Origin of the sequence: Rhizobium sp. WYCCWR 11128, from assembly GCF_013416305.1 — a bacterium.
Taxonomy (GTDB): Bacteria; Pseudomonadota; Alphaproteobacteria; order Rhizobiales; family Rhizobiaceae; genus Rhizobium; species Rhizobium indicum.
Genome location: NZ_JACCEZ010000012.1, coordinates 103,153 through 124,194, shown reverse-complemented (window position 1 = coordinate 124,194; position 21,042 = coordinate 103,153). Strand labels below are relative to the sequence as shown.

The window sequence follows — 21,042 nt, the reverse complement described above, 5'->3', positions numbered from 1 at the left end:
CAGTCAATTTTCTTGACTGCATTGAAATGGAATAGTTGTTTTGCCCTCATGACCGAACAATCTGTATCGATTCGATCCATCTGCGTTTACTGCGGCTCAAGGCCGGGACGCGATCCTTCCCACATGGCGGCCGGGCGTGCTCTCGGAAGAGAGATCGCCGAATACGGCCTGCGCCTCGTCTATGGCGGGGGTACCAAAGGCATCATGGGCGCGGTTGCCAGCGGCGTGCTTTCAGGCGGCGGTCAGGTCACGGGCATCATTCCCGAATTCCTGATCGATATGGAAGCGACTCGCCACTCGCTCGGTCAGCTCAACGAACTCATTGTAACCCCTGACATGCATGCGCGCAAACACACCATGTTCGAGCGCTCCGATGCCTTCGTGGCGCTGCCCGGCGGCATCGGTACGCTGGAGGAGATCGTCGAGATCATGACCTGGGCACAGCTCGGCCGCCACGAGAAGCCGATGGTCTTTGCCAACGTCAATGGTTTCTGGGATCCGATGATGGAACTGATGCGCCATATGACCGAAGAAGGCTTCCTGCACACCGCCCACCGGGTGCAGCCGCTCGTCGTCGACGAGATCTCCGGCATTATTCCGGCGATCATGGCCCAGGCAGCCCAGCTCGCCGCCGATCGCGACGGCGAGGACGAGGTGATTTCGAAGATGTAGGGATTCAATGCATGTTGCCCAAAAGTGTCCAGCGGTTTGGGACAAAGACATGCATAAAACAAAGACCGAAAGCGCGCCGCACGAATCCGCTTCGACGTGACGCGCTTTAGCGCCTCAGCCCGCCCGGCTTCCCTTCAGCATCGACCAGCTATAGAGGAACAGCCCCGCCCAGATCAGCGGGAAGGCGATCATGCGCGCCGTGCCGAATGGCTCGTGGAAGACGAAGACGGCGATCAGGAAGATCATCGTCGGCGCAATATACTGCATGATGCCGATCGTCGAGAGCCTCAAGAGCTTAGCGCCGTTCGCATAGATCATCAGCGGCACGGCGGTGATGACGCCGCAGCCGAGCAGCAGGGTCGTATCTGCAAGACCGGTGCGGTAGAGGTGGCCCTGGCCGCCGAATTCGAGATAGAGGATGTAGAGGAGGGCCGGCCCGCTGAGGATCAGCACTTCGAGGAAGAAGCCCTGGTTCGGCCCGAGCGGCAGCGTCTTGCGCAACAGGGCGTAGAAACCCCAGCTGACCGCCAGCGTCAGCGCCACCCACGGGATGCCGCCGCTGTCCAGTGCGAGAATGGCGACGGCAAGCGCCGCAAGCGCGATCGCCGCAATCTGCAGCGGCTGCAGCTTTTCCTTGAGGAACACTGCGCCGAGAAAGATGCTGAACAGTGGATTGATGAAATAACCGAGTGCTGCATCGAGCGAATGGCCGGCGCCGATCGCCCAGACATAGGTGCCCCAGTTGACGGTGATCAGCGACGCCGTCAGCGCCGCCATCGCCAGCATGCGCGGCGAGCTGAGTGCTGCGCGGATATCCTGCGTGCGCCCGAGCACGATCAGCACGATGCCCGCCAGCGGCAACGACCAGACGATGCGATGGGCGATCACCTCGGCCGGCGAGATATGCGCCACCGCCTTCATGTAGATCGGCAGGAAGCCCCAAAGCAGATAGGCCGTCAGCGCGAAGGCGAACCCGCGCGGACTGTCTTCGTTCTTCGCCAACGGAACGGATGCATCGGTCGACATCGGTGTTTCCATCTTTGTTCTTCTTCTGATCCGGCCTAGCTTAAGCGCCGTGAATAGGCCAATTCATTTCGTTGAACGAAGGGTGAGAGGATTTGAAGCGGGAGACGACGCAATGATCCGACGCCCGGCGACGGAAGCCGGAGTCCGAAGGAAGCGAATGGTATTCTGGCGAGGGGTGGGACCCCTCCGCCGAGCCGCGGAATAGGTTTATTCCGCCGCGATCTTGCCCGCCAGCTGCCGGTTCTTCATCAGCTTGTAGATGACCGAATCCATCAGCGCCTGGAACGAAGCGTCGATGATGTTCTCCGAGACGCCGACTGTCCACCAGCGCACGCCGTCGCTGTCGGTGGATTCGATCAGCACGCGGGTGATCGCCTCCGTGCCGCCGTTGAGGATACGCACCTTGAAATCGGCAAGCACCAGATCGTCGATCTCGTGCTGGTATTTGCCGAAATCCTTGCGCAGCGCGAGGTCAAGTGCGTTGACCGGGCCTTCGGCATCGGCAACCGACATCAGCGTCTGGCCGTCGATGGTGATCTTGACCACCGCCTCCGAGACGATCTTCACACGGCCAAGACTGTCGAAGCGGCGCTCGATCATCACGCGGAAGCCTTCGATGGTGAAGAATTCCGGGATCGTGCCGAGCGTGCGGCGCGCCAGCAGCTCGAAGCTCGCATCCGCGCCCTCATAGGCATAGCCGATGGATTCACGTTCCTTGACGATCGAGATCAGCAGGTCGAGCTTCGGATCGTCCTTGGCGACCGCGATGCCGCGCCGCTTCAGCGCATTGATGAAGTTCGCCTTTCCGCCCTGGTCGGAGACCATAACCTTGCGGAAGTTACCGACGGTTTCCGGCGGCACGTGTTCATAGGTTCGCGGATCTTTGAGCAGGGCCGATGCGTGGATGCCGGCCTTGGTGGCGAAGGCGGAGGCGCCGACATAGGGCATCTGGTGGTCGGGCGAACGGTTGAGCAGTTCGTCGAAGGCATGCGAGAGCCGGGTGAGGTTGAGCAGCCGCTCCTCGTCGATCGTCGTTTCGAAACGTGTGTTGTAGGCGCTCTTCAGGGCCAGCGTCGGGATTAGCGTCACCAGATTGGCATTGCCGCAGCGCTCGCCGATGCCGTTCAGCGTGCCCTGGATCTGCCGGACGCCGGCTTCGACGGCGGCAAGCGAATTGGCAACCGCCTGGCCGGTGTCGTTATGCGCATGGATGCCAAGACAGTGGCCGGGAACGCCTGAGGCAATCACCGCCTCGACGATGGCGCGCACCTCGGGCGGCTGCGTGCCGCCATTGGTGTCGCAGAGCACGACCCAGCGGGCGCCGCTCTCATAGGCCGTCTTGGCGCAGGCGAGCGCATAGGCCGGATTGGCCTTGAAGCCGTCGAAGAAATGCTCGCAATCGACGATCGCCTCCTTGCCCGCGCCAACCGCCGCCTTGACGCTTTCGGCGATGCATTCGAGGTTTTCCTCGTTGGTGCAGCCGAGCGCCACCGCGACGTGATAGTCCCAGCTCTTGGCGACGAAACAGATGGCATCGCTTTTGGCCTGAAGCAGCCCGGCAATGCCGGGATCGTTGGAGACCGAAACACCCGCCCGCTTCGTCATGCCGAAGGCGACGAAGCTGGACTGGCTGGTGCGCTTCTCGCTGAAGAAGGCGGTGTCCGTCGGATTGGCGCCGGGATATCCGCCCTCGACATAATCGAGGCCGAACTCGTCCAGCATGGCGGCGATCGCAATCTTGTCCTCGACGGAAAAATCGATGCCGGGCGTCTGCTGTCCGTCCCGGAGCGTCGTGTCGAAGAGATAGATTTTTTCTTTGGTCACCGCGATGCCTCCCAGGCATTGACTGCTTTTATGCGGGGCATCAGTCTTGCTTCCCGGCAAACTTATCCGTCGCCCGGATCAGCTGATCGAGAATCCCAGGCTCCGAGTAGGCATGGCCCGCGCCCTCGATCAGGTGGAATTCTGCCTTCGGCCAGGCCTTGTGCAGCAGCCAGGCATATTTGGCCGGGCAGGGCATGTCGTAGCGTCCATGTACGATGACGCCGGGAATATCCCTGAGCCTGCCGGCATCGCGGATCAACTGTCCCTCGTCCATCCAGCCGGCATTGACGAAGAAATGGTTCTCGATGCGCGCAAATGCATAGGCGAATTCCGGCTCCTCGAACTTGAAGCTCGTCGAAGGTTCCGGCAGCAGCGTGATCGTTTCGCCTTCCCAGATGCTCCAGGCCTGCGCGGCCGCGAGGCGCACGTTCTTGTCCTCGTGTGTCAGGCGGCGATGATAGGCATGCATCACCTCATGCCGCTCTTCCGGCGGAATGGGCGCGATGAACCGCTCCCACTTGTCAGGGAACATCTCCGAGACGCCGAATTGGTAGTACCAGTCGAGCTCCGCCTTGGTCAGCGTATAGATGCCGCGCAGGATGAGCTCGGAGACGTGCTCTGGATGTGTCTCGGCATAGGCGAGCGCCAGCGTCGAGCCCCAGGAGCCGCCGAACACCTGCCAGGTGTCGACGCCGGCCATCTCGCGCAGCCGCTCGATATCGGCAACGAGGTGCCAGGTCGTATTGGCATGGAGTTCCGCATGCGGCGTTGACCTGCCGCAACCGCGTTGATCGAACAGCATGACGTCGTAGAGAGTGGGATCGAAGAGCCGGCGATGGGCGGGCGAGATGCCGCCGCCCGGGCCGCCATGCAGGAAGACGGCGGGCTTGGCGCCAGGCGTTCCCGAGCGCTCCCAATAGATCACATGGCCGTCGCCGACATCCAGATGGCCGGAAGCATAGGGCTCGATTTCGGGATAGAGCGTGCGCAACATCTCGGTCATATCTTCACGCCTTTCGCCGGCCAGACTTCCGTGTCGTGGTCGGGATGCTGGAAGGAGATGATCGCCTCCTGCCGTGCGTAGAAATCCTGATCCTTCAGCACCGGCGCCTCGAAGATTTCCTCGACCCAGGGCAGGCGGGCCTCGTAGTTGACCTGGATCTGCGGTGCGAGGTCGCTGCGGTCGTCGAAAGTGCCGATCGCAAGCTCCAGCCCGCCCGGATGGCGATAGGTCATCGGCGTGCCGCAATTACTGCAGAAGCCGCGTTCGATATTGACCGAGGACTGGAAGTAGCTCGGCTCGCCGCGCGTCCACTCCATGCCTTCCTCAGGCGCGGTGACGAGCGCGGAGAAGAAGCCGCCGAACTGCTTCTGGCACATGCGGCAATGGCAGATCGAGGGTCGCCCCAGTCTGCCTGAGATGCGGAAGCGCACGGCGCCGCACTGGCATCCGCCTGTCTTGATCGTGTCCGTCATGAGGTTTCTCCGAGGGGCCAGCTTTTCGTGTCGTGGTCGGGGTGCTGATAGTTGCTTGCCGCGATCGCGTTTTCACGGTCGGGCGTTTCAGGCTCTGGTTCCAGCGGCAGGCCATCCAGCGCGTGAAACCAGGACATCTTCTGGCTGGTGTTCGATTGCATCACCGGCTTGACTGCATCGGGATCGTCCAACGAGCCGAGCGTGATGTTGATGAAGTCCCCTTCGGGAATATCGTAGAACAGCGGCGTACCGCAATCGCCGCAGAAACCGCGCCGCACCAGATCCGAGGACTGAAACCATTTCGGCGCGCCGCGTGTGAAGGTAAAATCGCTGCGCATCACGCCGGCAAGCGGCATGAAATAATTGCCCGCCGCCTTCTGGCACATACGGCAATGGCAAAGATGGGGATAGCCGAGTTCGCCTTTGGCGCGGTAACGCACTGCCCCGCACTGGCACCCGCCGCTTCTGTCCGCTTCCGCCGTCATCCGAGCTCCTTGGGTGGCCATGCCTGCGTCTCATGATCGGGATGCTGGTAGGAAACGAGTTCGTGCAGGAAAGAGCCCGCCGTGAGATCCGCCTCGGTTCTTTCTCCGGGCAGTTCGTGCAGATGATCGACGAATCCGATCTTGCCTTCCACGCCCCATTGAATGGTCGGCGGAAACGCCGAAGGATCGTCGAAGGCGCCTGCGGCGATCGCCATTCCATCCGGTGCCTCATAGGTCAGCGGCGTGCCGCAATCGCCGCAGAAGCCGCGTTCGACGAAATTGGAAGAGCGGAATCTTTTCCGCTCGCCGCGTGTCCATTCGAAATCGGCGCCGCGCACCGAGACCAGCGGCGCATAATAAGCACCGAACGCCTTCTGGCACATGCGGCAATGACAGATCGACGAATCCTTGATGTCGCCGTTGACGCGGAAACGGATCGCGCCGCATTGGCAGCCGCCGGTATAGGTGGTCATCTCTTGACCTCCCACGTCGTGACGCGCTCGCCCGTCACCGGATCCTTGCCGTCTTTCAGCTGGATGCCCTTCGCCGTCAGCTCGTCGCGGATCTTGTCGGCCTCAGTGAAGTTCTTCGCCTTCAGCATTTCGAGACGCATTGCGACCAGCGCATCGATTGCCGATGCGACGGCTTCGTCGATCTCCATCTTTTTCGGCAGCAGGCCCAGAAGGTCGGCCGTTGCCGCAAAGACGGCACGGGCTGTGGGATCCGCATGCGCGGCCTGGGCCAGCGCATGCAATGCCTGCACTGCCGCGACCGTATTGAGGTCGTCGGAAAGCGCGTTCAGCACGGTTTCATCGGGCGCCGCATCGCCGGCTTCGGCCGCCGGCCATTTGGCGAGCAGACGTTCGGCTTCTTCCAGTCGCTTGATCGAAAAATCGATCGGCTCGCGGTAATGCGTCATCAGCATGGCAAGGCGCAGCACCTGACCTGGCCATTTGCGGCCGCCGAAGATTTCCGTCTGCAGCAACTCGTTGATGGTGACGAAATTGCCTTCGGATTTCGACATCTTGCGGCCTTCGACCTGCAGGAAGCCGTTATGCATCCAGACATTTGCCATCACCTCGGTGCCGTGGGCGCAGCGCGACTGGGCGATCTCGTTTTCATGATGCGGGAAGATCAGATCCAGCCCGCCGCCGTGAATGTCGAAGACATCGCCGAGATAGCGCTTGCTCATCGCCGAGCATTCGATGTGCCAGCCGGGCCGGCCGCGGCCCCATGGGCTCTCCCAGCCGGGCTCGTTGTGGCTCGACAGCTTCCAGAGCACGAAATCGCCCGGGTTCTTCTTGTGCGCGTCGACGGCGATGCGCGCGCCGGCCTGCTGCTCGTCGAGCGGGCGCTTCGAAAGCTGACCGTAATCCGCCATGGATTTGGTGTCGAACAGCACTTCGCCCGATGCGACATAGGCATGGCCGTTGCCGATCAGCTTCTCAATGATCTCGGTCATCTCGACGATATTGTCGGTGGCGCGCGGCTCGAAGTCCGGCTCCAGGCAGCCGAGTTCGGCGACATCGGCGTGAAATTGCGTCTCGGTCTTTTCGGTGACCGCCCGGATCGCCTCATTGAGCGGCAGACCCGGATGGTCGCGGAGCGCGCGCGCATTGATCTTGTCGTCGACGTCGGTGATGTTGCGGGCATAAGTGACGTGATCTTCGCCATAGACATGGCGCAGCAACCGGAACAGCACGTCGAAGACGATGACCGGCCGGGCATTGCCGATATGAGCGAAGTCATAGACGGTCGGGCCGCAGACATACATGCGGACGTTGTTGGGATCGATCGGCGAAAACACCGATTTTTCCCGTGTCAGCGTGTTGTACAGCTTCAGTTCCGGCGTCGCGTCCATTTCACTCTCCCAAATGCACGATCAGAAAAATATCGCGACCGGCGGACCGGGGCGTTTCGCATCTTGACTATTTGGGAGACGAAAACGGCCGGGCCAGCGCTCGCGCTAGCGAATAATCTTCCGGCAGATAATGCAGATAACCGTTTTCATGGCGGGTTTTATGGCCCGGTTCGCGCCTCCGGTCAAGGGGGCGAAGCGCGATCCAGCGGCAACAGGATCCATCCATCCGATGAATCGATTGTAGCAACCAACGTCTTCGAAACCAGTTGGCCCGCTCTTCAAATTCGGCCGCCATTTTCGGAGCACAAATCTCGCATAGCCAGTTGAGAAACTGTTGAAAAATGGGGAGGAAGGGATGCGGAGACTTGCCCGATCGACGATCGGAGCGACTGCAGTTCTGGTGGTCGCATTCGCTGCATATTTCGCATACGATTTCGGGATGCTTCGCTTCAACAATCCCTCTCTCAGCAACTATCCAATCCAGGGCATCGATGTCAGCCATCACCAGGGCGATATCGATTGGAAGGCCGTTGCCGCGCAGACGAATGTCCGTTTCGCCTTCATGAAGGCGACCGAAGGCGGAGATCATCGGGATTCCAAGTTCGCCGACAACTGGCAGCGCGCCAGAGATGCGGGAGTGGTCAGGGGCGCTTATCATTTCTTCACCTTCTGCCGCCCGGGCAAGGATCAGGCGCAGAATGTGCTCGCGACCGTGCCGAAGGAGCAGGGAACTCTGCCGATCGCCGTCGATCTAGAGTTTGTCGGCAATTGCAACAAAATCCCGACGCTCGAGGAAATGGTTGCCGAGGTGAACGCCTTCTTCACCGAGCTGAAGGGCGCTTTTCCGGAAAAGCCTATTTTCTACGTCACGCAGGAGTTCTTTGATCAATATCTGAAAGGCAATGAATCACGCTTCCCCGACCACTATCTGTGGCTGCGCAGCGTGTTCAGAGAGCCGAGGCAGGAAGAGTGCAGTCATTGGTCGATTTGGCAATTTGCCGATAACGGCACCTTGGACGGCATCCAGGGACCGGTTGACCTCAATGCGCTATGCCCGTCGGAAACGGGCCTGGCGCATCTGTTCCCCGCCGTTGCAGCGAATTGAAACGTCTACAGCGCCGCGCGTCTTTTAAGACGCGCAAAGGACGCTGTAGCACTTTGAATAGCTGCATAATTTTGTCCTTAAATCGATTCCGATTTAAGGAATTATGCAGTGGCTTATTCGGGCAGCCGGTAATCGACGAGCTTGCTCTCCCGGACGATAAACAGCTTGCCCGTCTCCGTCACACCAGGCCCGAGCAACGGCAGGATCGCATTTGCGACCTCGGAGGGATGCGGCAGCGACTGCGGATCTTCGCCGGGCACCGCCTGCGCCCGCATCGCCGTGCGCGTGGCACCCGGATCGACGCTGGTGATCCGCAGCGGGGTGCTTTGACTTTCGCCGGCCCAAGTGCGTGCCAGCGCCTCGACCGCGGCCTTGGAAGCGGAATAGGCGCCCCAGAAGGGGCGGCACTTGTGAGCGGCACCCGAAGACAGGATCACCGCACGGCCGGCATCGGAGCGGGCCAGCAGCGGGTCGACCGAGCGGATCAGCCGCCATGTCGCGGTGACGTTGATGGTCATCACCTTCTCGAACACTTTCGCTTCGATATGGCCGATCGGCGAAATGACCCCAAGCACGCCGGCATTGGCGACGAGGATGTCGAGTTTGCCCCAGCGCTCGAAGATCGAGCCGCCGAGCGTATCGATCGCATTCATGTCGGCAAGGTCGAAGGGCACGAGCGTCGCCGTGCCGCCGACGGCCTTGATCGCATCGTCGAGATCCTCGAGCCCGCCGACCGTGCGGGCGCAGGCAATCACGTGGGCGCCGGCTTTGGCAAGTTCCAGCGCTGTGAAATAGCCTATGCCGCGCGACGCACCGGTGACGAGTGCGATCTTGCCCTCAAGATTGATATTCATGATGTCGTGTTCCCTCACGAAGGGAGAGGGGTTCGATTGAACCCCTCGGGATGGGACAATGGAAAAGCCGGCGTGCCGTGTCAGCCGTTGCTGGCAAGCATCGAAATCTTGTTGCCCATGGACTCGCCGTTCTTGTCGAGCAGGCGGGTCGGATAGTCGCCGGTAAAATAGTGGTCGGTGAACTGCGGCCGAGCCGGGTTGCGATCCTCACCGCCGACAGCGCGATAGAGGCCGTTGATCGACAGGAAGGCGAGCGAATCTGCGCCGATATATTTCGCCATGGCTTCGACATCGGCATACTGGTTTGCCAGCAGCTTTTCGGCATCGGGCGTGTCGATGCCGTAGAAATCCGGGAAGAAGATCATCGGGCTCGCGACGCGGACATGGACTTCGCGCGCCCCGGCTTCGCGGATCATCTGGACGATCTTGAGAGACGTCGTGCCACGCACGATGGAATCATCGACCAGCACCACGCGCTTGCCTTCGATCATCGCCCGGTTGGCGGAATGCTTCAGCTTCACACCGAAGGCGCGGATCTGCTGCGTCGGTTCGATGAAGGTGCGCCCGACATAATGGTTACGGATGATGCCGTATTCGAAGGGAATGCCGCTCTGCTGCGCATAGCCAAGCGCCGCCGGCGTGCCGCCATCCGGCACCGGCACGATAACGTCGGCATCGACGGGCGATTCCTTGGCGAGGTTCATGCCCATGTGCTTCCGCGTCGTATAGACGTTGCGGCCGCCGACGACCGAGTCCGGGCGGGCGAAATAGACATATTCGAACAGGCAGAGGCGCTCCGGCTGCGGCTTGCTGGGCTTGCGCGCATCGATGCTGATCGAGCCGTCAGCCTGGATTTCGCAGATGACGACCTCGCCGTTCTCAACGTCGCGGATGAACTTGGCGCCGATAATGTCGAGCGCGCAGGTTTCCGAGCAGAAGATCGGCTTGCCGTCGAGTTCGCCCATCACCAATGGGCGGATGCCGGTCGGGTCGCGCGCGGCAATCAGCTTCGTGCGCGTCATGGCGAGCATCGAATAGCCGCCTTCCATCTGGCGAATGGCGTCGATGAAGCGGTCGGACGTGGAAGCGTGGCGGGAACGGGCGATGAGGTGAAGGACGACTTCGGTATCGGAGGTCGACTGACAGATGGCGCCGGTCGCGATGATCTGGCGGCGCAGCGTCAGGCCGTTGGTGAAATTGCCGTTATGGGCAATGGCGATGCCGCCTTCTTCCAGTTCGGCAAAGAGCGGCTGCACGTTGCGCATGGCCACTTCGCCGGTTGTCGAGTAGCGGGTATGACCGATCGTAATGCTGCCGGGCAGGCGGGCGAGCGTCATCGGATTGGTATAGTGGTCGCCGACAAGGCCCATGTGGCGCTCTTGATAAAAGCGCTTGCCGTCGAAGGAGACGATGCCGGCCGCTTCCTGCCCGCGGTGCTGCAGAGCATGCAGGCCAAGAGCCGTGAGCGCGGCGGCATCAGGGTGTCCCAGAATTCCGAAAACCCCGCATTCTTCATGCAGCGTATCTCCGTCGAGCGGATCGTCGGTCGGGAAGGAATGGGACTGGTTCATTTCTGCGGGCCTCTGCTCTCACAAGAATGGATCGGCATTTCCAGAAATAGCTGAGCCCGACGGAGCTGGAATGCTCGGCCGGACCCTCATTTCACGTCCCGCTCAAATGGCGATTGCCGGATGGCGGGTCAAGCTCTTGAACACTGTGTCAATTCGCCGGCTGCTGCGCGCCGTCTGCGGGCGCGGTCGGTGCGTCTTCCGCCGGAGCCTGGTCGCCCGTCGGCGGAGTGGTACCTTCGGCGCCCTGTGCCGGCGGCTGCAGCTTATCACGGATGCTTTCCGGTATCATCTGGGCAAATTGCTCCGGCAGAACCGATTTCAGCTTCACGACCATCGAATCCAGGAAGGGTTTCGACTTCGCTTCGTTGACCCAGGCCGGACGGTGGTCGGCATCGACGAGCCAGTTCCAGAAGGCGACGGCGACGACGAGGAGCAGCACGCCGCGCGCTGCCCCGAACAGGAAGCCGAGTGTGCGGTCGAGCGCGCCGACACGGCTGTCGATGATGAAATCGGCGATCTTCATCGTAATGAAGGAGATGACGATGAGCGCGATCAGGAAGACGACCGCTGCCGAACCGACGATCGCGATGCGGTCGTCATCGGTGTATTTTTTCGCATAGGGCAGCAGGTAGGGATAGAGGTAATAGGCAGCGGCGGCCGAACCGCCCCAGCTCGCGATCGAAAGAATCTCGCGCGAAAAGCCGCGGACCATCGCCAGCACGGCGGAGAAGAGCACGACGCCGATGACAATACCGTCGAAAATCGTAATGGGCATGTAAATTCAACTCCAGGACTGCCGCTTGGCGGCCGTGTCGTGCCTTATCGTGTGCTCCTATATCATCACCACTCTTGGCAATGAAAGGATCAAACGTCGTCTTCCACACGTAGCGCCCCCTTCGATCCGGCGATGCGCGCGACCAGATCCGGCAGGCTTGCGACTTCGCTCCAGCGCCCGCCGGAGCCCTTCGGCAATTCGGTGGAGGCGGACGGAAGCAGCGCTGCGGAAAATCCCAGCTTCTCGGCTTCCTTGAGACGCTGGGCGGTGTGCGCAACCGGCCGGATGGCACCCGACAGGCTGACTTCGCCGAAATAGACGCAATCGGCAGGAAGGGCAATACCGGCAAGCGAGGAAACGAGCGCCGAGGCGACGGCAAGATCGGCCGCCGGTTCGGAGATGCGGTAACCGCCGGCGACGTTGAGATAGACGTCGTGCTGGCCGAGCCTGACGCCGCAATGGGCTTCCAGCACCGCAAGGATCATCGACAGCCGTGCCGAATCCCAGCCGACCACGGCGCGCCGCGGCGTGCCGAGCGAGGTTGGGGCCACCAGCGCCTGCACCTCGACGAGAATGGGGCGGGTGCCCTCCATGCCGGCGAAGACGGCAGCCCCCGGCGATTTTTCGTTGCGCTCGCCGAGGAAGAGTTCCGAGGGGTTGGCGACTTCGCGCAAACCTTTGTCTGACATTTCGAAGACGCCGATCTCGTCGGTCGGGCCGAAGCGGTTCTTGACAGTGCGCAGGATGCGGTAGTGATGGCCGCGATCGCCTTCGAAATAGAGCACGGCGTCGACCATGTGCTCGACAACGCGCGGGCCGGCGATCTGCCCGTCCTTGGTCACGTGGCCGACGAGCACCATGGCGGCACCCGTCTGCTTGGCGAAACGGATCATTGCCTGCACGCCGGTGCGCACCTGCGTCACCGTTCCCGGGGCGGATTCGGCAAGTTCGCTCCATAGCGTCTGGATGGAATCGATGATGACGAGGTCCGGCCGCTTGCCCTCGGCGAGCGTCGCCAGAATATCCTCGACATTGGTTTCGGCTGCCAGCATCACATCGGTATCGGCTGCCGCAAGGCGTTGCGCCCGCAGCCGCACCTGCGCCACGGCTTCTTCGCCGGAGACGTAGATGATCTTGTGGCCGCGCCGTGCAAGGGCGGCGGCGGCCTGCATCAGCAGCGTCGATTTACCGATGCCGGGATCGCCGCCGATCAGCACCGCCGAACCGCGCACGAAACCGCCGCCGAGCGCCCGGTCGAGCTCCGACATGGCGGTATGGATGCGTGGCGCCTCCTCGATTTCGCCGGAGAGTGCCGTCAGCGCCACCGGTCGGCCCTTCTTCGGCGTCTTGCCGGGACCGGAGCCGATCCCGCCCATCGGGTCTTCCTCGACGATGGTGTTCCACTCGCCGCAGTTCTCGCATTTGCCGGCCCAGCGGTTATGAACCGTGCCGCAACTCTGGCAGATGAATTGTGTTCTGGCCTTCGCCATCAAATACTCTTTCAGTCCGGGTTCGCGAGTGAAGCGACGCGCCGCTTCATCGAATCATTGTCGTGCTTGAGATAATGGCTATCGCAACGGATCAAAACTAATGATTTCCCCATCAGCGCACCGATGCCTATCCTTTGCTTCTGCTTATCTGGAATGGTGAAGATGTTCGATTATTCGTTTGCGCACTGGCTTGCATTTCTGTCGGCGGCGGTTCTGCTCAATCTCTCGCCCGGCCCCGACATCGCCTTCATCCTCGGTCACACGATGAGAAGCGGAAAACGTGCCGGTTTTTCGGCGCTGTTCGGTGTCTGGTCCGGCGCCTGCCTGCATGTACTGATGGCTGCACTCGGCCTCTCTGCCATACTTGCCGCTTCCGCCGTCGCCTTCTCGACGGTCAAATGGATCGGTGCGGCCTATCTCGTCTGGCTCGGCATTCAGGCTTTGCGCTCCGGTGGCGGCGATGGCCTGATAACGGCTGCTGGTGAAAGTTTGCCGGTTGCAAGAATCTATCGGCAGGGAATTCTGGTGTCGCTGCTCAATCCGAAAGTGGCGATATTCTTCCTGGCCTTCCTGCCGCAGTTCGTCGTCGAAGGGGCAGGGCCGGCATGGGCTCAGCTCATGCTGCATGGCGCGCTCATTATCGTCGTCGCCGCCTTCATCGAACCGCCGCTCGTCCTTCTCGGCGGGCGCCTTGCGGATGCAATCAGGCATAATCAAAAAATCGGCCTCTGGCTCGATCGCGGCCTCGGTGCGCTTTTCGTGGCGCTCGGTGTCCGTCTCGCCCTCAGCAGCCGTTGAATAGAACGGCCGCTAATCCTCGGCCACGTAGCGCCGTTCGTGGCGCAGCCCCATGCTGGTCAGAATCTCGTATCCGATCGTGCCGGATGTCCGCGCCACATCGTCCACCGGCATGTTCTTTCCGAACAGCTCGACATAATCCCCGGCGCGCACGGCGTTGTCAGGCAGGTCGGTGATATCGAAGATCGTCAGGTCCATAGTGATCCGGCCGGCAACCGGAACCTTGTGTCCGGCGATGAAACCTTGCCCGCCTTGCGGCACCACCTGGCGCAGCGGCACACCGCCGCTCGACTGGCTGCGCATGTAGCCGTCGGCATAGCCGGCCGAGGCGATCGCCAGCCGGCTTTCGCGGGGAAGCTGCAGCGCCCGCCCATAGCTGACCGTCTCGCCGGCTTCGACGCTGCGCACCTGGATGATGCGCGCTTCTGCCGTGGCCACCGGCCGCATCGGGTTCGCCATGCCGCTGACCGCTTCGCCGCCATAGAGCGCGATGCCGGGGCGGGTCAGGTCGAAGTGATAATCCTCACCGAGAAAGATGCCGGCCGAGGCGGCAAGGCTTGAATCGATACCTTCATAAGCGGCGCTAACCCTGTGGAATGATTCGAGCTGCTGCCGGTTCATCGCATGGGTGGGATCATCGGCGCAGGCGAGGTGGCTCATGACAAGCACGGGCGCGAAGCTCGCCGGCCGTGAGACGTCGTTGGCGAGCGCGATCGCATCGTCGATATGCAGTCCGAGTCGATTGAAGCCGGTATCGACATGCAGCGCGCAGGGGTAGTCGCCGTAATCGGCAAGCACCGCCATCCAGAAGGCGAGCTGCTCGTCGGAGGAAATCACCGGCACTAGATCATTGTCGAAGAAGCGCCGCTCGGTGCCTGGCCAGATGCCTGAGAGCACGAAGATGCGCGCCTCGGGCGCATAGAGGCGAAGCGTCACGCCCTCGTCGACGGTCGCGACGAAGAAGTCGCGCGCGCCTGCCATGTAGAGCGCTTCGCCGGCATCCTCGATGCCCATGCCATAGGCATCTGCCTTGACGACCGCCGAGGCGCGCGCCGCACCGGAGCGGCGCGCCATGTCGCGCCAGTTCTCCGTCAGAGCGGTCAGGTCGACGGTCAACCGCAGGCCTGCTGAGGCAAAGTTGTCGTCTTCGGGGGCGTCGAAAAATTCGCTCATGATCCACATCGAAAAGAGGCCGGAGAAGGATTCTCCGGCCAGTTTAGAGGTCAATATTGTCGGGGGAAAGTCCGGCCGCTGCGTTGCAGCACCGGCCCACGATCAGTGCTCTTCATATTGGGTGAAGGAGGGATCGGCGAGATCGGCAAAGCGCGTGAATTCCGCCTGGAAGGCGAGCTTCACCGTGCCCGTCGGCCCGTGGCGCTGCTTGGCGATAATGACGTCGGCCGTGCCCTTCACCTTGTCGAACAGCGCTTCCCATTCCGGATATTTCGGATCGTGGATGTCGCGCGGCTCCGAATTCTTGACGTAATATTCCTCGCGGAACACGAAGAGCACGACGTCGGCGTCCTGCTCGATCGAGCCGGATTCGCGAAGGTCGGACAGCTGCGGCCGCTTGTCGTCGCGGCTTTCGACCTGACGCGAGAGCTGCGACAGCGCGATGATCGGAACGTTGAGCTCCTTGCCGAGCGCCTTGAGGCCGGTGGTGATCTGGGTGATTTCCTGCACGCGGTTGTCGCTGGATTTGCCCGAGCCGGTCATCAGCTGAATGTAGTCGACCACAAGCACGTCGAGGCCGCGCTGGCGCTTCAGACGGCGCGCGCGGGCCGAAAGCTGGGCGATCGAGATGCCGCCGGTCTGGTCGATAAAGAGCGGCACCTTCTGCATCATCATCGAGCAGGCGACGAGCTTTTCGAAATCGGCATCGTTGATGTCGCCGCGGCGGATCTTCGAGGAGGAGACTTCCGTCTGCTCGGAGATGATACGGGTGGCAAGCTGTTCGGACGACATTTCGAGCGAGTAGAAACCGACGACGCCGCCGTTCTTCGCCTTCATGCTGCCGTCCGACTGGACTTCGCCTTCGTAGGCGGCCGCAATATTGTAGGCGATGTTTGTAGCAAGTGAGGTCTTGCCCATGCCGGGGCGTCCGGCAAGCACGATCAAGTCCGACCGCTGCAAACCGCCCATCTTGGAATCCAGCGAATGGATGCCGGTGGAAATGCCGGAAAGCCCGCCGTCACGTTCCTTGGCGACGGCCGCCATGTCGATCGCCAGCGCGACCGCATCGTTGAAGGCCTGGAAGCCGCCGTCGTAGCGACCGTTTTCCGCCAGTTCGAAGAGGCGGCGTTCGGTATCCTCGATCTGCGACTGCGGCGGCATGTCGAGCGGCGCGTCATAGGCGATGTTGACGACGTCCTCGCCGATGGTGATCAGCGCCCGGCGCAGCGCCAGGTCGTAGATCGCCCGACCGTAATCCTCGGCATTGATGACGGTGACGGCATTGCTGACCAGGCTCGCCAGATATTGCGAAACCGTCATGTCGCCGACCTTCTCGTCGGCCTTCAGGAAGGTCTTGATCGTCACCGGATTGGCGATCTTGCCCATGCGGATGATATCGCCGGCAACCTCGAAGATCTTCCGATGCAGCGGTTCATAGAGATGGATCGGCTTCAGGAAGTCTGACACCCGGTAATAGGCGTCGTTGTTCATCAGGATTGCACCCAGAAGCGCCTGCTCGGCTTCGATATTGTTGGGCGCTTCGCGGTAGTGCTGCTCTGACGAGGCAACAGCTGTAATCTTTCGAGCGGCGTCGTTCATCATCATCCGTTCTGTCTTTTTCCAGTTCCGGATTTGCAATTCCGGACGCGAAAATCAAGAGGCTACGAAAGGAGCGGGGGCTCGCTTCGCCTAAATCCTGAACGCTGTGCACGTTGTTCGACTTCTCCACAGTCTTGGGCGACACAAAGGAGAAATACTGGCAGTGTCACCCGCACGACACGGCATGGCGCCGACTCAGCCCATCCGTTTCGGAGAACGCTACTTTAGCGCGATGCGATAAGGCACGCAGCAAAAACATCCGGAAAATCCCCTTAAAAGAAGCGAGCCGATCGGCGGCTCATATCGAAGGGGTGGAAACGAAAAAGCCCGGCGCGATGGCCGGGCTTTCCCTCACGCGGATCACTCCGACGAGAATTATGCTTCGTCTTCGTCGACGCCGTCGGCTTCCGGATCGAAGAAGTCTTCCGGACGCAGCGCGTCTTCGTCGACGCCGTAGATCGCGTCGACCGAGGTGAGTTCTTCGCCCTTGGACTGGCGCTCTGCCTCTTCGGCAGAACGGGCAACGTTCAGCTCGACGTGGATTTCGACTTCGGCATGTAGCTGCAGCTCGACCTTGTGCAGGCCGATCGACTTGATCGGCGTGTTGAGGTGAACCTGGTTGCGGCCGATGTTGAAGCCTTCGGCGCCGAGAATATCGACGACGTCACGGGCAGCAACCGAACCGTAGAGCTGGCCGGTTTCGCCGGCGGAGCGCACGACGATGAAGGACTTGCCGTCGAGAACGTCGGCGACCGTCTGGGCTTCTGACTTGCGCTCGAGGTTGCGGGCTTCGAGCGTCGCGCGCTCGGCTTCGAAGCGGGTCTTGTTGGCAGCGTTGGCGCGCAGCGCCTTGCCGAGCGGCAGCAGGTAGTTGCGGGCAAAGCCGTCGCGAACCTTTACGGTTTCGCCCATCTGGCCGAGCTTGGAGATGCGTTCGAGAAGGATGACTTGCATTTTCTTTTTCCTTTCTTGTGTCTCAGATTTTCGTATCGGATTGTTTGGGGGCATCAGCATCTTTCGTCGGGGTCAGTGCGATCGCCTTGCGCGTATCGCTGAGACCGAGGACGAGGATGAGGAGAGCTGGCAGCAGCATGAGCATCGAGGCCAGATAGCAGAGGATGAGGGCTGGTATGCGCCAGTCCTTGCCGCGCGTGCGGAAATGCAGCGAGGCGAAACCGGAAAGCATGAAACCGGCACCGAAGGCGCCGATCACGGTCGCACCGACCAGCGCCGGGACGCCGCCGAAAAAGCAGGCGGCAAGTCCGGCCAGGAAGATGAAGATCGAGTTGCGGTTCATCCGCAGCGACGAGGGAATATCCTCGCGCGGGCGAAGGCCGCGGCCGGAGGCTGCAACGATGCGCACGGCGAAATAATAGGCGGCAAACAGCATGCTGACCCACATGCCGCCCTGCAAAGCCGGCAGCATCAGCAGGATCAGCGACTTGGTCTGCGCTGTCGCTGCCGGATCGGGCATGAATTCCGGCTGCTGCTGCTTGAGCGAGGTGATCAGCAGATCGACGATCGGATCGGTAATCTCAGGCCCGTAGCCGATGATCACGCCGATGACGATGACGGCGAGGGTCACCAGACCGCAGAGATGCAGCAGAATGTCGGAGAGCGGATACCAGGCAAGCAGATGGTCGGGTCCGCCGAGTTCGGCGGCCGGACGCGCCAGATTGGCGAGATGGCTGAGCCAACCGGCCGGCAGCAGCGTCACCATCGTCATGATCAGCGCGAAGGAAGGCGAGATCAGGATCGCGCCGAGTGCCGCGGCGCTGACGACGGCCGAGACCGCGGCGGTATTGCCCCAGCCGAGCCCGACGATCAGGATCGGCAGAGCCGAGGCCGTGTAGAGAAGCGCGCTGAAAAACGACGGCTGCATGCTCGCGCCCAGCACCAGCAGGGCGGCGGTCAATCCGGCGAGTGCGCCGATCAGCAGCGTTTTAATGTTCGGTCGTTTCAAGGTCGCTGTCCTGCTTCATCAAGCAGTTAGAGGATGTTGCTGAATCAAATTCAGAAACGTCTCAACATGGGTTTTAGGAGTTCCGATCCGCGCCCATCGCGGAAGGGAAAAGGGAAGGCACGAATGCCTTCCCTCAAGAGTGTGTGCGTCGGCCGATAATCAGGCGACGACGTAGGGCAGCAGGCCGAGGAAACGGGCGCGCTTGATCGCCTGAGCGAGTTCGCGCTGCTTCTTCTGGGAAACGGCCGTGATGCGGGACGGAACGATCTTGCCGCGCTCGGAAATGTAGCGCTGCAGCAGGCGTACGTCCTTGTAGTCGATCCGCGGCGCGTTGGCGCCGGAGAACGGGCAGGTCTTGCGGCGGCGATGGAACGGGCGGCGGACCGGAGCGGAGGAAGTTTCAGACATATCTCAGATCTCCCTTATACACGGTCTTCGCGCGGACGGCGCGGACGGTCGTCACGATCGCCGAAGCCACCTTCACGCGGCGGACGCGGACCACGGTCGCGATCACCGAAGCCGCCTTCACGCGGGCCACGGCCGCCTTCACGCGGACGGTCGTCACGGTCGCGCTTCTGCATCATGGCAGACGGACCTTCTTCATGCTTCTCGACGGCGATCGTCATGTAGCGAAGAACGTCTTCGCTGATGCGCATCTGACGTTCCATTTCCTGGACGGCAGCAGCCGGTGCATCGATGTCCATCAGGGCGTAGTGCGCCTTGCGGTTCTTCTTGATGCGGTAGGTGAGGGACTTGAGGCCCCAGTTCTCGATACGCCCGACCTTACCGCCATTCGCTTCGATCACACCCTTGTACTGTTCTACGAGGGCATCGACCTGCTGAGCGGAAATATCCTGCCGGGCAAGGAATACATGTTCATAAAGAGCCATGACAGCTTTGCCTTTCTTGCGTTTGGTTCAACCCGATATTCGGCGGCTAAGCCTCAACGACTGCTCCTGATTGGGCGGACCCAGGCAAGAAAGCGTTTCCGAGACGGTCGAGAGCGGAGACACGGGAGGCTGGAACGCTTCCGTTCCGAACGATTTCCGTGAGGAAACCGGCCCTCCGTTCAGCCACCAGCCAGAAGACCGGGTTAACGAACAGGGCGGCTTATACGGATTTTTTGGGCAAAGGCAAGCGTAATCGGACACCCGAACCCGATGCCGGCCAATGGTCCGCATCGGGCAGGCGCCAAACAAATAGGGTCAAAGCGTCAGCGGATACTGCCGGTGCACCTTGGCGATTTCCGCCAGGATCTCGTTCGAAAGCGTAATGTCTGCCGCGCCGATATCGATTTTCAACTGCTCCATCGAGGTCGCGCCGATGATGGCCGAGGCCATGAAGGGCCTGGACAGGCAGAAGGCGAGCGCCATTGTTGCCGGGTCGAGGCGGTATGTTGCAGCGATCTCCAGATAGGCTTTGGTCGCCGGCTCCTGCAGCGGCTGCAGGCGACCGCCGATATCGTGGTTGATCGAGCCGCGCGAACCCTTCGGCCTGCCGCCATCGACATATTTGCCGGAGAGGATGCCGCCGGCGAGCGGCGAATAAGCGAGCAGCCCGACATCCTCATGATGCGAGAGTTCGGCGAGATCGAGGTCGAAATGGCGGTAGAGCAAGTTGTATTCGTTCTGGACGCTGGCGACCCGCGGCAGGCTCTTCTGTTCGGCGAGCGTCAGATATTTCTGTATGCCCCAGGTGGTTTCGTTGGAAAGGCCGATCGCGCGGATCTTGCCTTCCTTCACCAGCGCGCCAAGCGTTTCCAGGATGTCGAGCATATTGGCGACGGCCTCGTCGCGATCCTGGTTGAAGGGATTGTAGCTCCAGTTCTGACGGAAATGGAAATGGCCGCGGTTCGGCCAGTGGATTTGGTAGAGGTCGACGTAATCCGTCTTCAGGCGCGCCAGGCTGGCTTCGAGCGCCAGGCGGATATTCTTTGCATCGGCACCTTCGCCACCACGTATATAGTCGCGACCGCGGCCTGCGACCTTGGTGGCGAGCACGATATCGCCGCGCTTGCCGGTCTTCTTGAACCAGCTGCCGATATAGTCTTCCGTCCAGCCCTGCGTCGCGGCCGAAATCGGGGTGGTCGGATAAAGTTCGGCCGTATCGAAGAAATTGACGCCCTTTTCGACGGCGTAGTCCATCTGCGCATGCGCATCGGCTTCGCTGTTCTGCGAACCCCAGGTCATGGTGCCAAGGCAAATCTCTGAAACGGAAATCTCGGTGCGGCCTAGCGAATTGTACTTCATGGAAAAACCTTGGGAGAGAGGTGACAGCCTTGGGAGGGTTCGCGCAAATCTAGGCTGGATTTGGCGGAGCGCAAGAGCAAAAACCGGGCTTTTGCGCGCGTGCGAAAGGCTTTGCGGAGAA

At 61.3% G+C, this 21,042-nt stretch carries 21 protein-coding genes; 3 read left to right on the top strand and 18 right to left on the bottom strand.

Annotated features, from left to right (window positions below; genetic code table 11):
• Nucleotides 1–48: 48 nt before the first annotated feature.
• Nucleotides 49–672 (top strand): TIGR00730 family Rossman fold protein, encoded by a 624-nt coding sequence (locus HX898_RS28040; protein WP_003558142.1) that lies wholly within the window; start codon nt 49–51, stop codon nt 670–672.
• A 114-nt stretch (nt 673–786) separates the two neighbouring features.
• Here HX898_RS28040 and rarD read toward each other — a convergent pair whose 3' ends face one another.
• From rarD to cysS, 7 genes are all read right to left on the bottom strand, one after another.
• Entirely contained in the window at nt 787–1,698 is a 912-nt protein-coding gene (gene rarD, locus HX898_RS28035; protein WP_138387646.1) for an EamA family transporter RarD, read from the bottom strand.
• A 207-nt stretch (nt 1,699–1,905) separates the two neighbouring features.
• Nucleotides 1,906–3,522, bottom strand: a complete 1,617-nt coding sequence (cimA, locus tag HX898_RS28030; RefSeq protein ID WP_138328385.1) for a citramalate synthase — start codon at nt 3,520–3,522, stop codon at nt 1,906–1,908.
• Nucleotides 3,523–3,562: 40 nt separating this feature from the next.
• Nucleotides 3,563–4,525 (bottom strand): prolyl aminopeptidase, encoded by a 963-nt coding sequence (gene pip / locus HX898_RS28025; protein ID WP_180196378.1) that lies wholly within the window; start codon nt 4,523–4,525, stop codon nt 3,563–3,565.
• Nucleotides 4,522–4,998, bottom strand: coding sequence for a GFA family protein (locus tag HX898_RS28020; protein ID WP_180196377.1), 477 nt, complete (start codon nt 4,996–4,998; stop codon nt 4,522–4,524). The genes pip and HX898_RS28020 overlap by 4 nt, the downstream gene beginning before the upstream one ends.
• Nucleotides 4,995–5,483 carry a GFA family protein gene (locus HX898_RS28015; RefSeq protein ID WP_180196376.1) on the bottom strand — a complete coding sequence of 163 codons (489 nt, stop codon included), beginning with the start codon at nt 5,481–5,483 and terminating at the stop codon, nt 4,995–4,997. Before HX898_RS28015 ends, HX898_RS28020 begins: the two co-directional genes overlap by 4 nt.
• Nucleotides 5,480–5,956: a GFA family protein gene (locus tag HX898_RS28010; RefSeq protein ID WP_180196375.1), complete on the bottom strand. Its 477-nt coding sequence runs from the start codon at nt 5,954–5,956 to the stop codon at nt 5,480–5,482. The genes HX898_RS28015 and HX898_RS28010 overlap by 4 nt, the downstream gene beginning before the upstream one ends.
• Nucleotides 5,953–7,344: a cysteine--tRNA ligase gene (gene cysS, locus HX898_RS28005; protein ID WP_138328380.1), complete on the bottom strand. Its 1,392-nt coding sequence runs from the start codon at nt 7,342–7,344 to the stop codon at nt 5,953–5,955. Before cysS ends, HX898_RS28010 begins: the two co-directional genes overlap by 4 nt.
• A gap of 355 nt (nt 7,345–7,699) precedes the next feature.
• Here cysS and HX898_RS28000 point away from each other — a divergent pair, with 355 nt between their 5' ends.
• Nucleotides 7,700–8,449 (top strand): GH25 family lysozyme, encoded by a 750-nt coding sequence (locus HX898_RS28000; protein WP_138328378.1) that lies wholly within the window; start codon nt 7,700–7,702, stop codon nt 8,447–8,449.
• Between the two features lie 113 nt (nt 8,450–8,562).
• On the opposite strand, the gene HX898_RS27995 is transcribed toward HX898_RS28000, so the two are convergent.
• The 4 genes from HX898_RS27995 to radA all read right to left on the bottom strand — a co-directional run bounded on the left by HX898_RS27995 (nt 8,563) and on the right by radA (nt 13,139).
• Nucleotides 8,563–9,303 carry an SDR family NAD(P)-dependent oxidoreductase gene (locus tag HX898_RS27995; RefSeq protein ID WP_138328377.1) on the bottom strand — a complete coding sequence of 247 codons (741 nt, stop codon included), beginning with the start codon at nt 9,301–9,303 and terminating at the stop codon, nt 8,563–8,565.
• Nucleotides 9,304–9,383: 80 nt separating this feature from the next.
• A complete protein-coding gene (gene purF / locus HX898_RS27990) occupies nt 9,384–10,874 on the bottom strand; it encodes an amidophosphoribosyltransferase (protein WP_138328376.1) in 1,491 nt (496 codons plus the stop codon).
• A 148-nt stretch (nt 10,875–11,022) separates the two neighbouring features.
• Nucleotides 11,023–11,649, bottom strand: a complete 627-nt coding sequence (locus HX898_RS27985; protein WP_029872969.1) for a CvpA family protein — start codon at nt 11,647–11,649, stop codon at nt 11,023–11,025.
• Nucleotides 11,650–11,738: 89 nt separating this feature from the next.
• Nucleotides 11,739–13,139 (bottom strand): DNA repair protein RadA, encoded by a 1,401-nt coding sequence (radA, locus tag HX898_RS27980; RefSeq protein ID WP_138328375.1) that lies wholly within the window; start codon nt 13,137–13,139, stop codon nt 11,739–11,741.
• A 162-nt stretch (nt 13,140–13,301) separates the two neighbouring features.
• Here radA and HX898_RS27975 point away from each other — a divergent pair, with 162 nt between their 5' ends.
• Nucleotides 13,302–13,937: a LysE family translocator gene (locus HX898_RS27975; protein ID WP_138328374.1), complete on the top strand. Its 636-nt coding sequence runs from the start codon at nt 13,302–13,304 to the stop codon at nt 13,935–13,937.
• A 12-nt stretch (nt 13,938–13,949) separates the two neighbouring features.
• On the opposite strand, the gene alr is transcribed toward HX898_RS27975, so the two are convergent.
• The 7 genes from alr to HX898_RS27940 all read right to left on the bottom strand — a co-directional run bounded on the left by alr (nt 13,950) and on the right by HX898_RS27940 (nt 20,921).
• On the bottom strand, nt 13,950–15,119 hold the full coding sequence (gene alr, locus HX898_RS27970) for an alanine racemase (RefSeq protein ID WP_171599504.1): 1,170 nt from the start codon (nt 15,117–15,119) through the stop codon (nt 13,950–13,952).
• A 93-nt stretch (nt 15,120–15,212) separates the two neighbouring features.
• The gene (locus tag HX898_RS27965; protein WP_027685267.1) at nt 15,213–16,709 is read right to left on the bottom strand and encodes a replicative DNA helicase; all 1,497 of its coding nucleotides are present in this window, start codon (nt 16,707–16,709) and stop codon (nt 15,213–15,215) included.
• Nucleotides 16,710–17,084: 375 nt separating this feature from the next.
• Nucleotides 17,085–17,663: a 50S ribosomal protein L9 gene (gene rplI / locus HX898_RS27960; protein ID WP_011651241.1), complete on the bottom strand. Its 579-nt coding sequence runs from the start codon at nt 17,661–17,663 to the stop codon at nt 17,085–17,087.
• A gap of 22 nt (nt 17,664–17,685) precedes the next feature.
• Complete coding sequence (locus tag HX898_RS27955) at nt 17,686–18,672, bottom strand: hypothetical protein (protein ID WP_011651242.1); 987 nt, start codon at nt 18,670–18,672, stop codon at nt 17,686–17,688.
• Nucleotides 18,673–18,831: 159 nt separating this feature from the next.
• Entirely contained in the window at nt 18,832–19,080 is a 249-nt protein-coding gene (gene rpsR, locus HX898_RS27950) for a 30S ribosomal protein S18 (protein WP_003547038.1), read from the bottom strand.
• A gap of 14 nt (nt 19,081–19,094) precedes the next feature.
• On the bottom strand, nt 19,095–19,562 hold the full coding sequence (gene rpsF / locus HX898_RS27945) for a 30S ribosomal protein S6 (RefSeq protein ID WP_003547040.1): 468 nt from the start codon (nt 19,560–19,562) through the stop codon (nt 19,095–19,097).
• Between the two features lie 315 nt (nt 19,563–19,877).
• On the bottom strand, nt 19,878–20,921 hold the full coding sequence (locus tag HX898_RS27940; RefSeq protein ID WP_180196374.1) for an aldo/keto reductase: 1,044 nt from the start codon (nt 20,919–20,921) through the stop codon (nt 19,878–19,880).
• Nucleotides 20,922–21,042 lie beyond the last annotated feature (121 nt).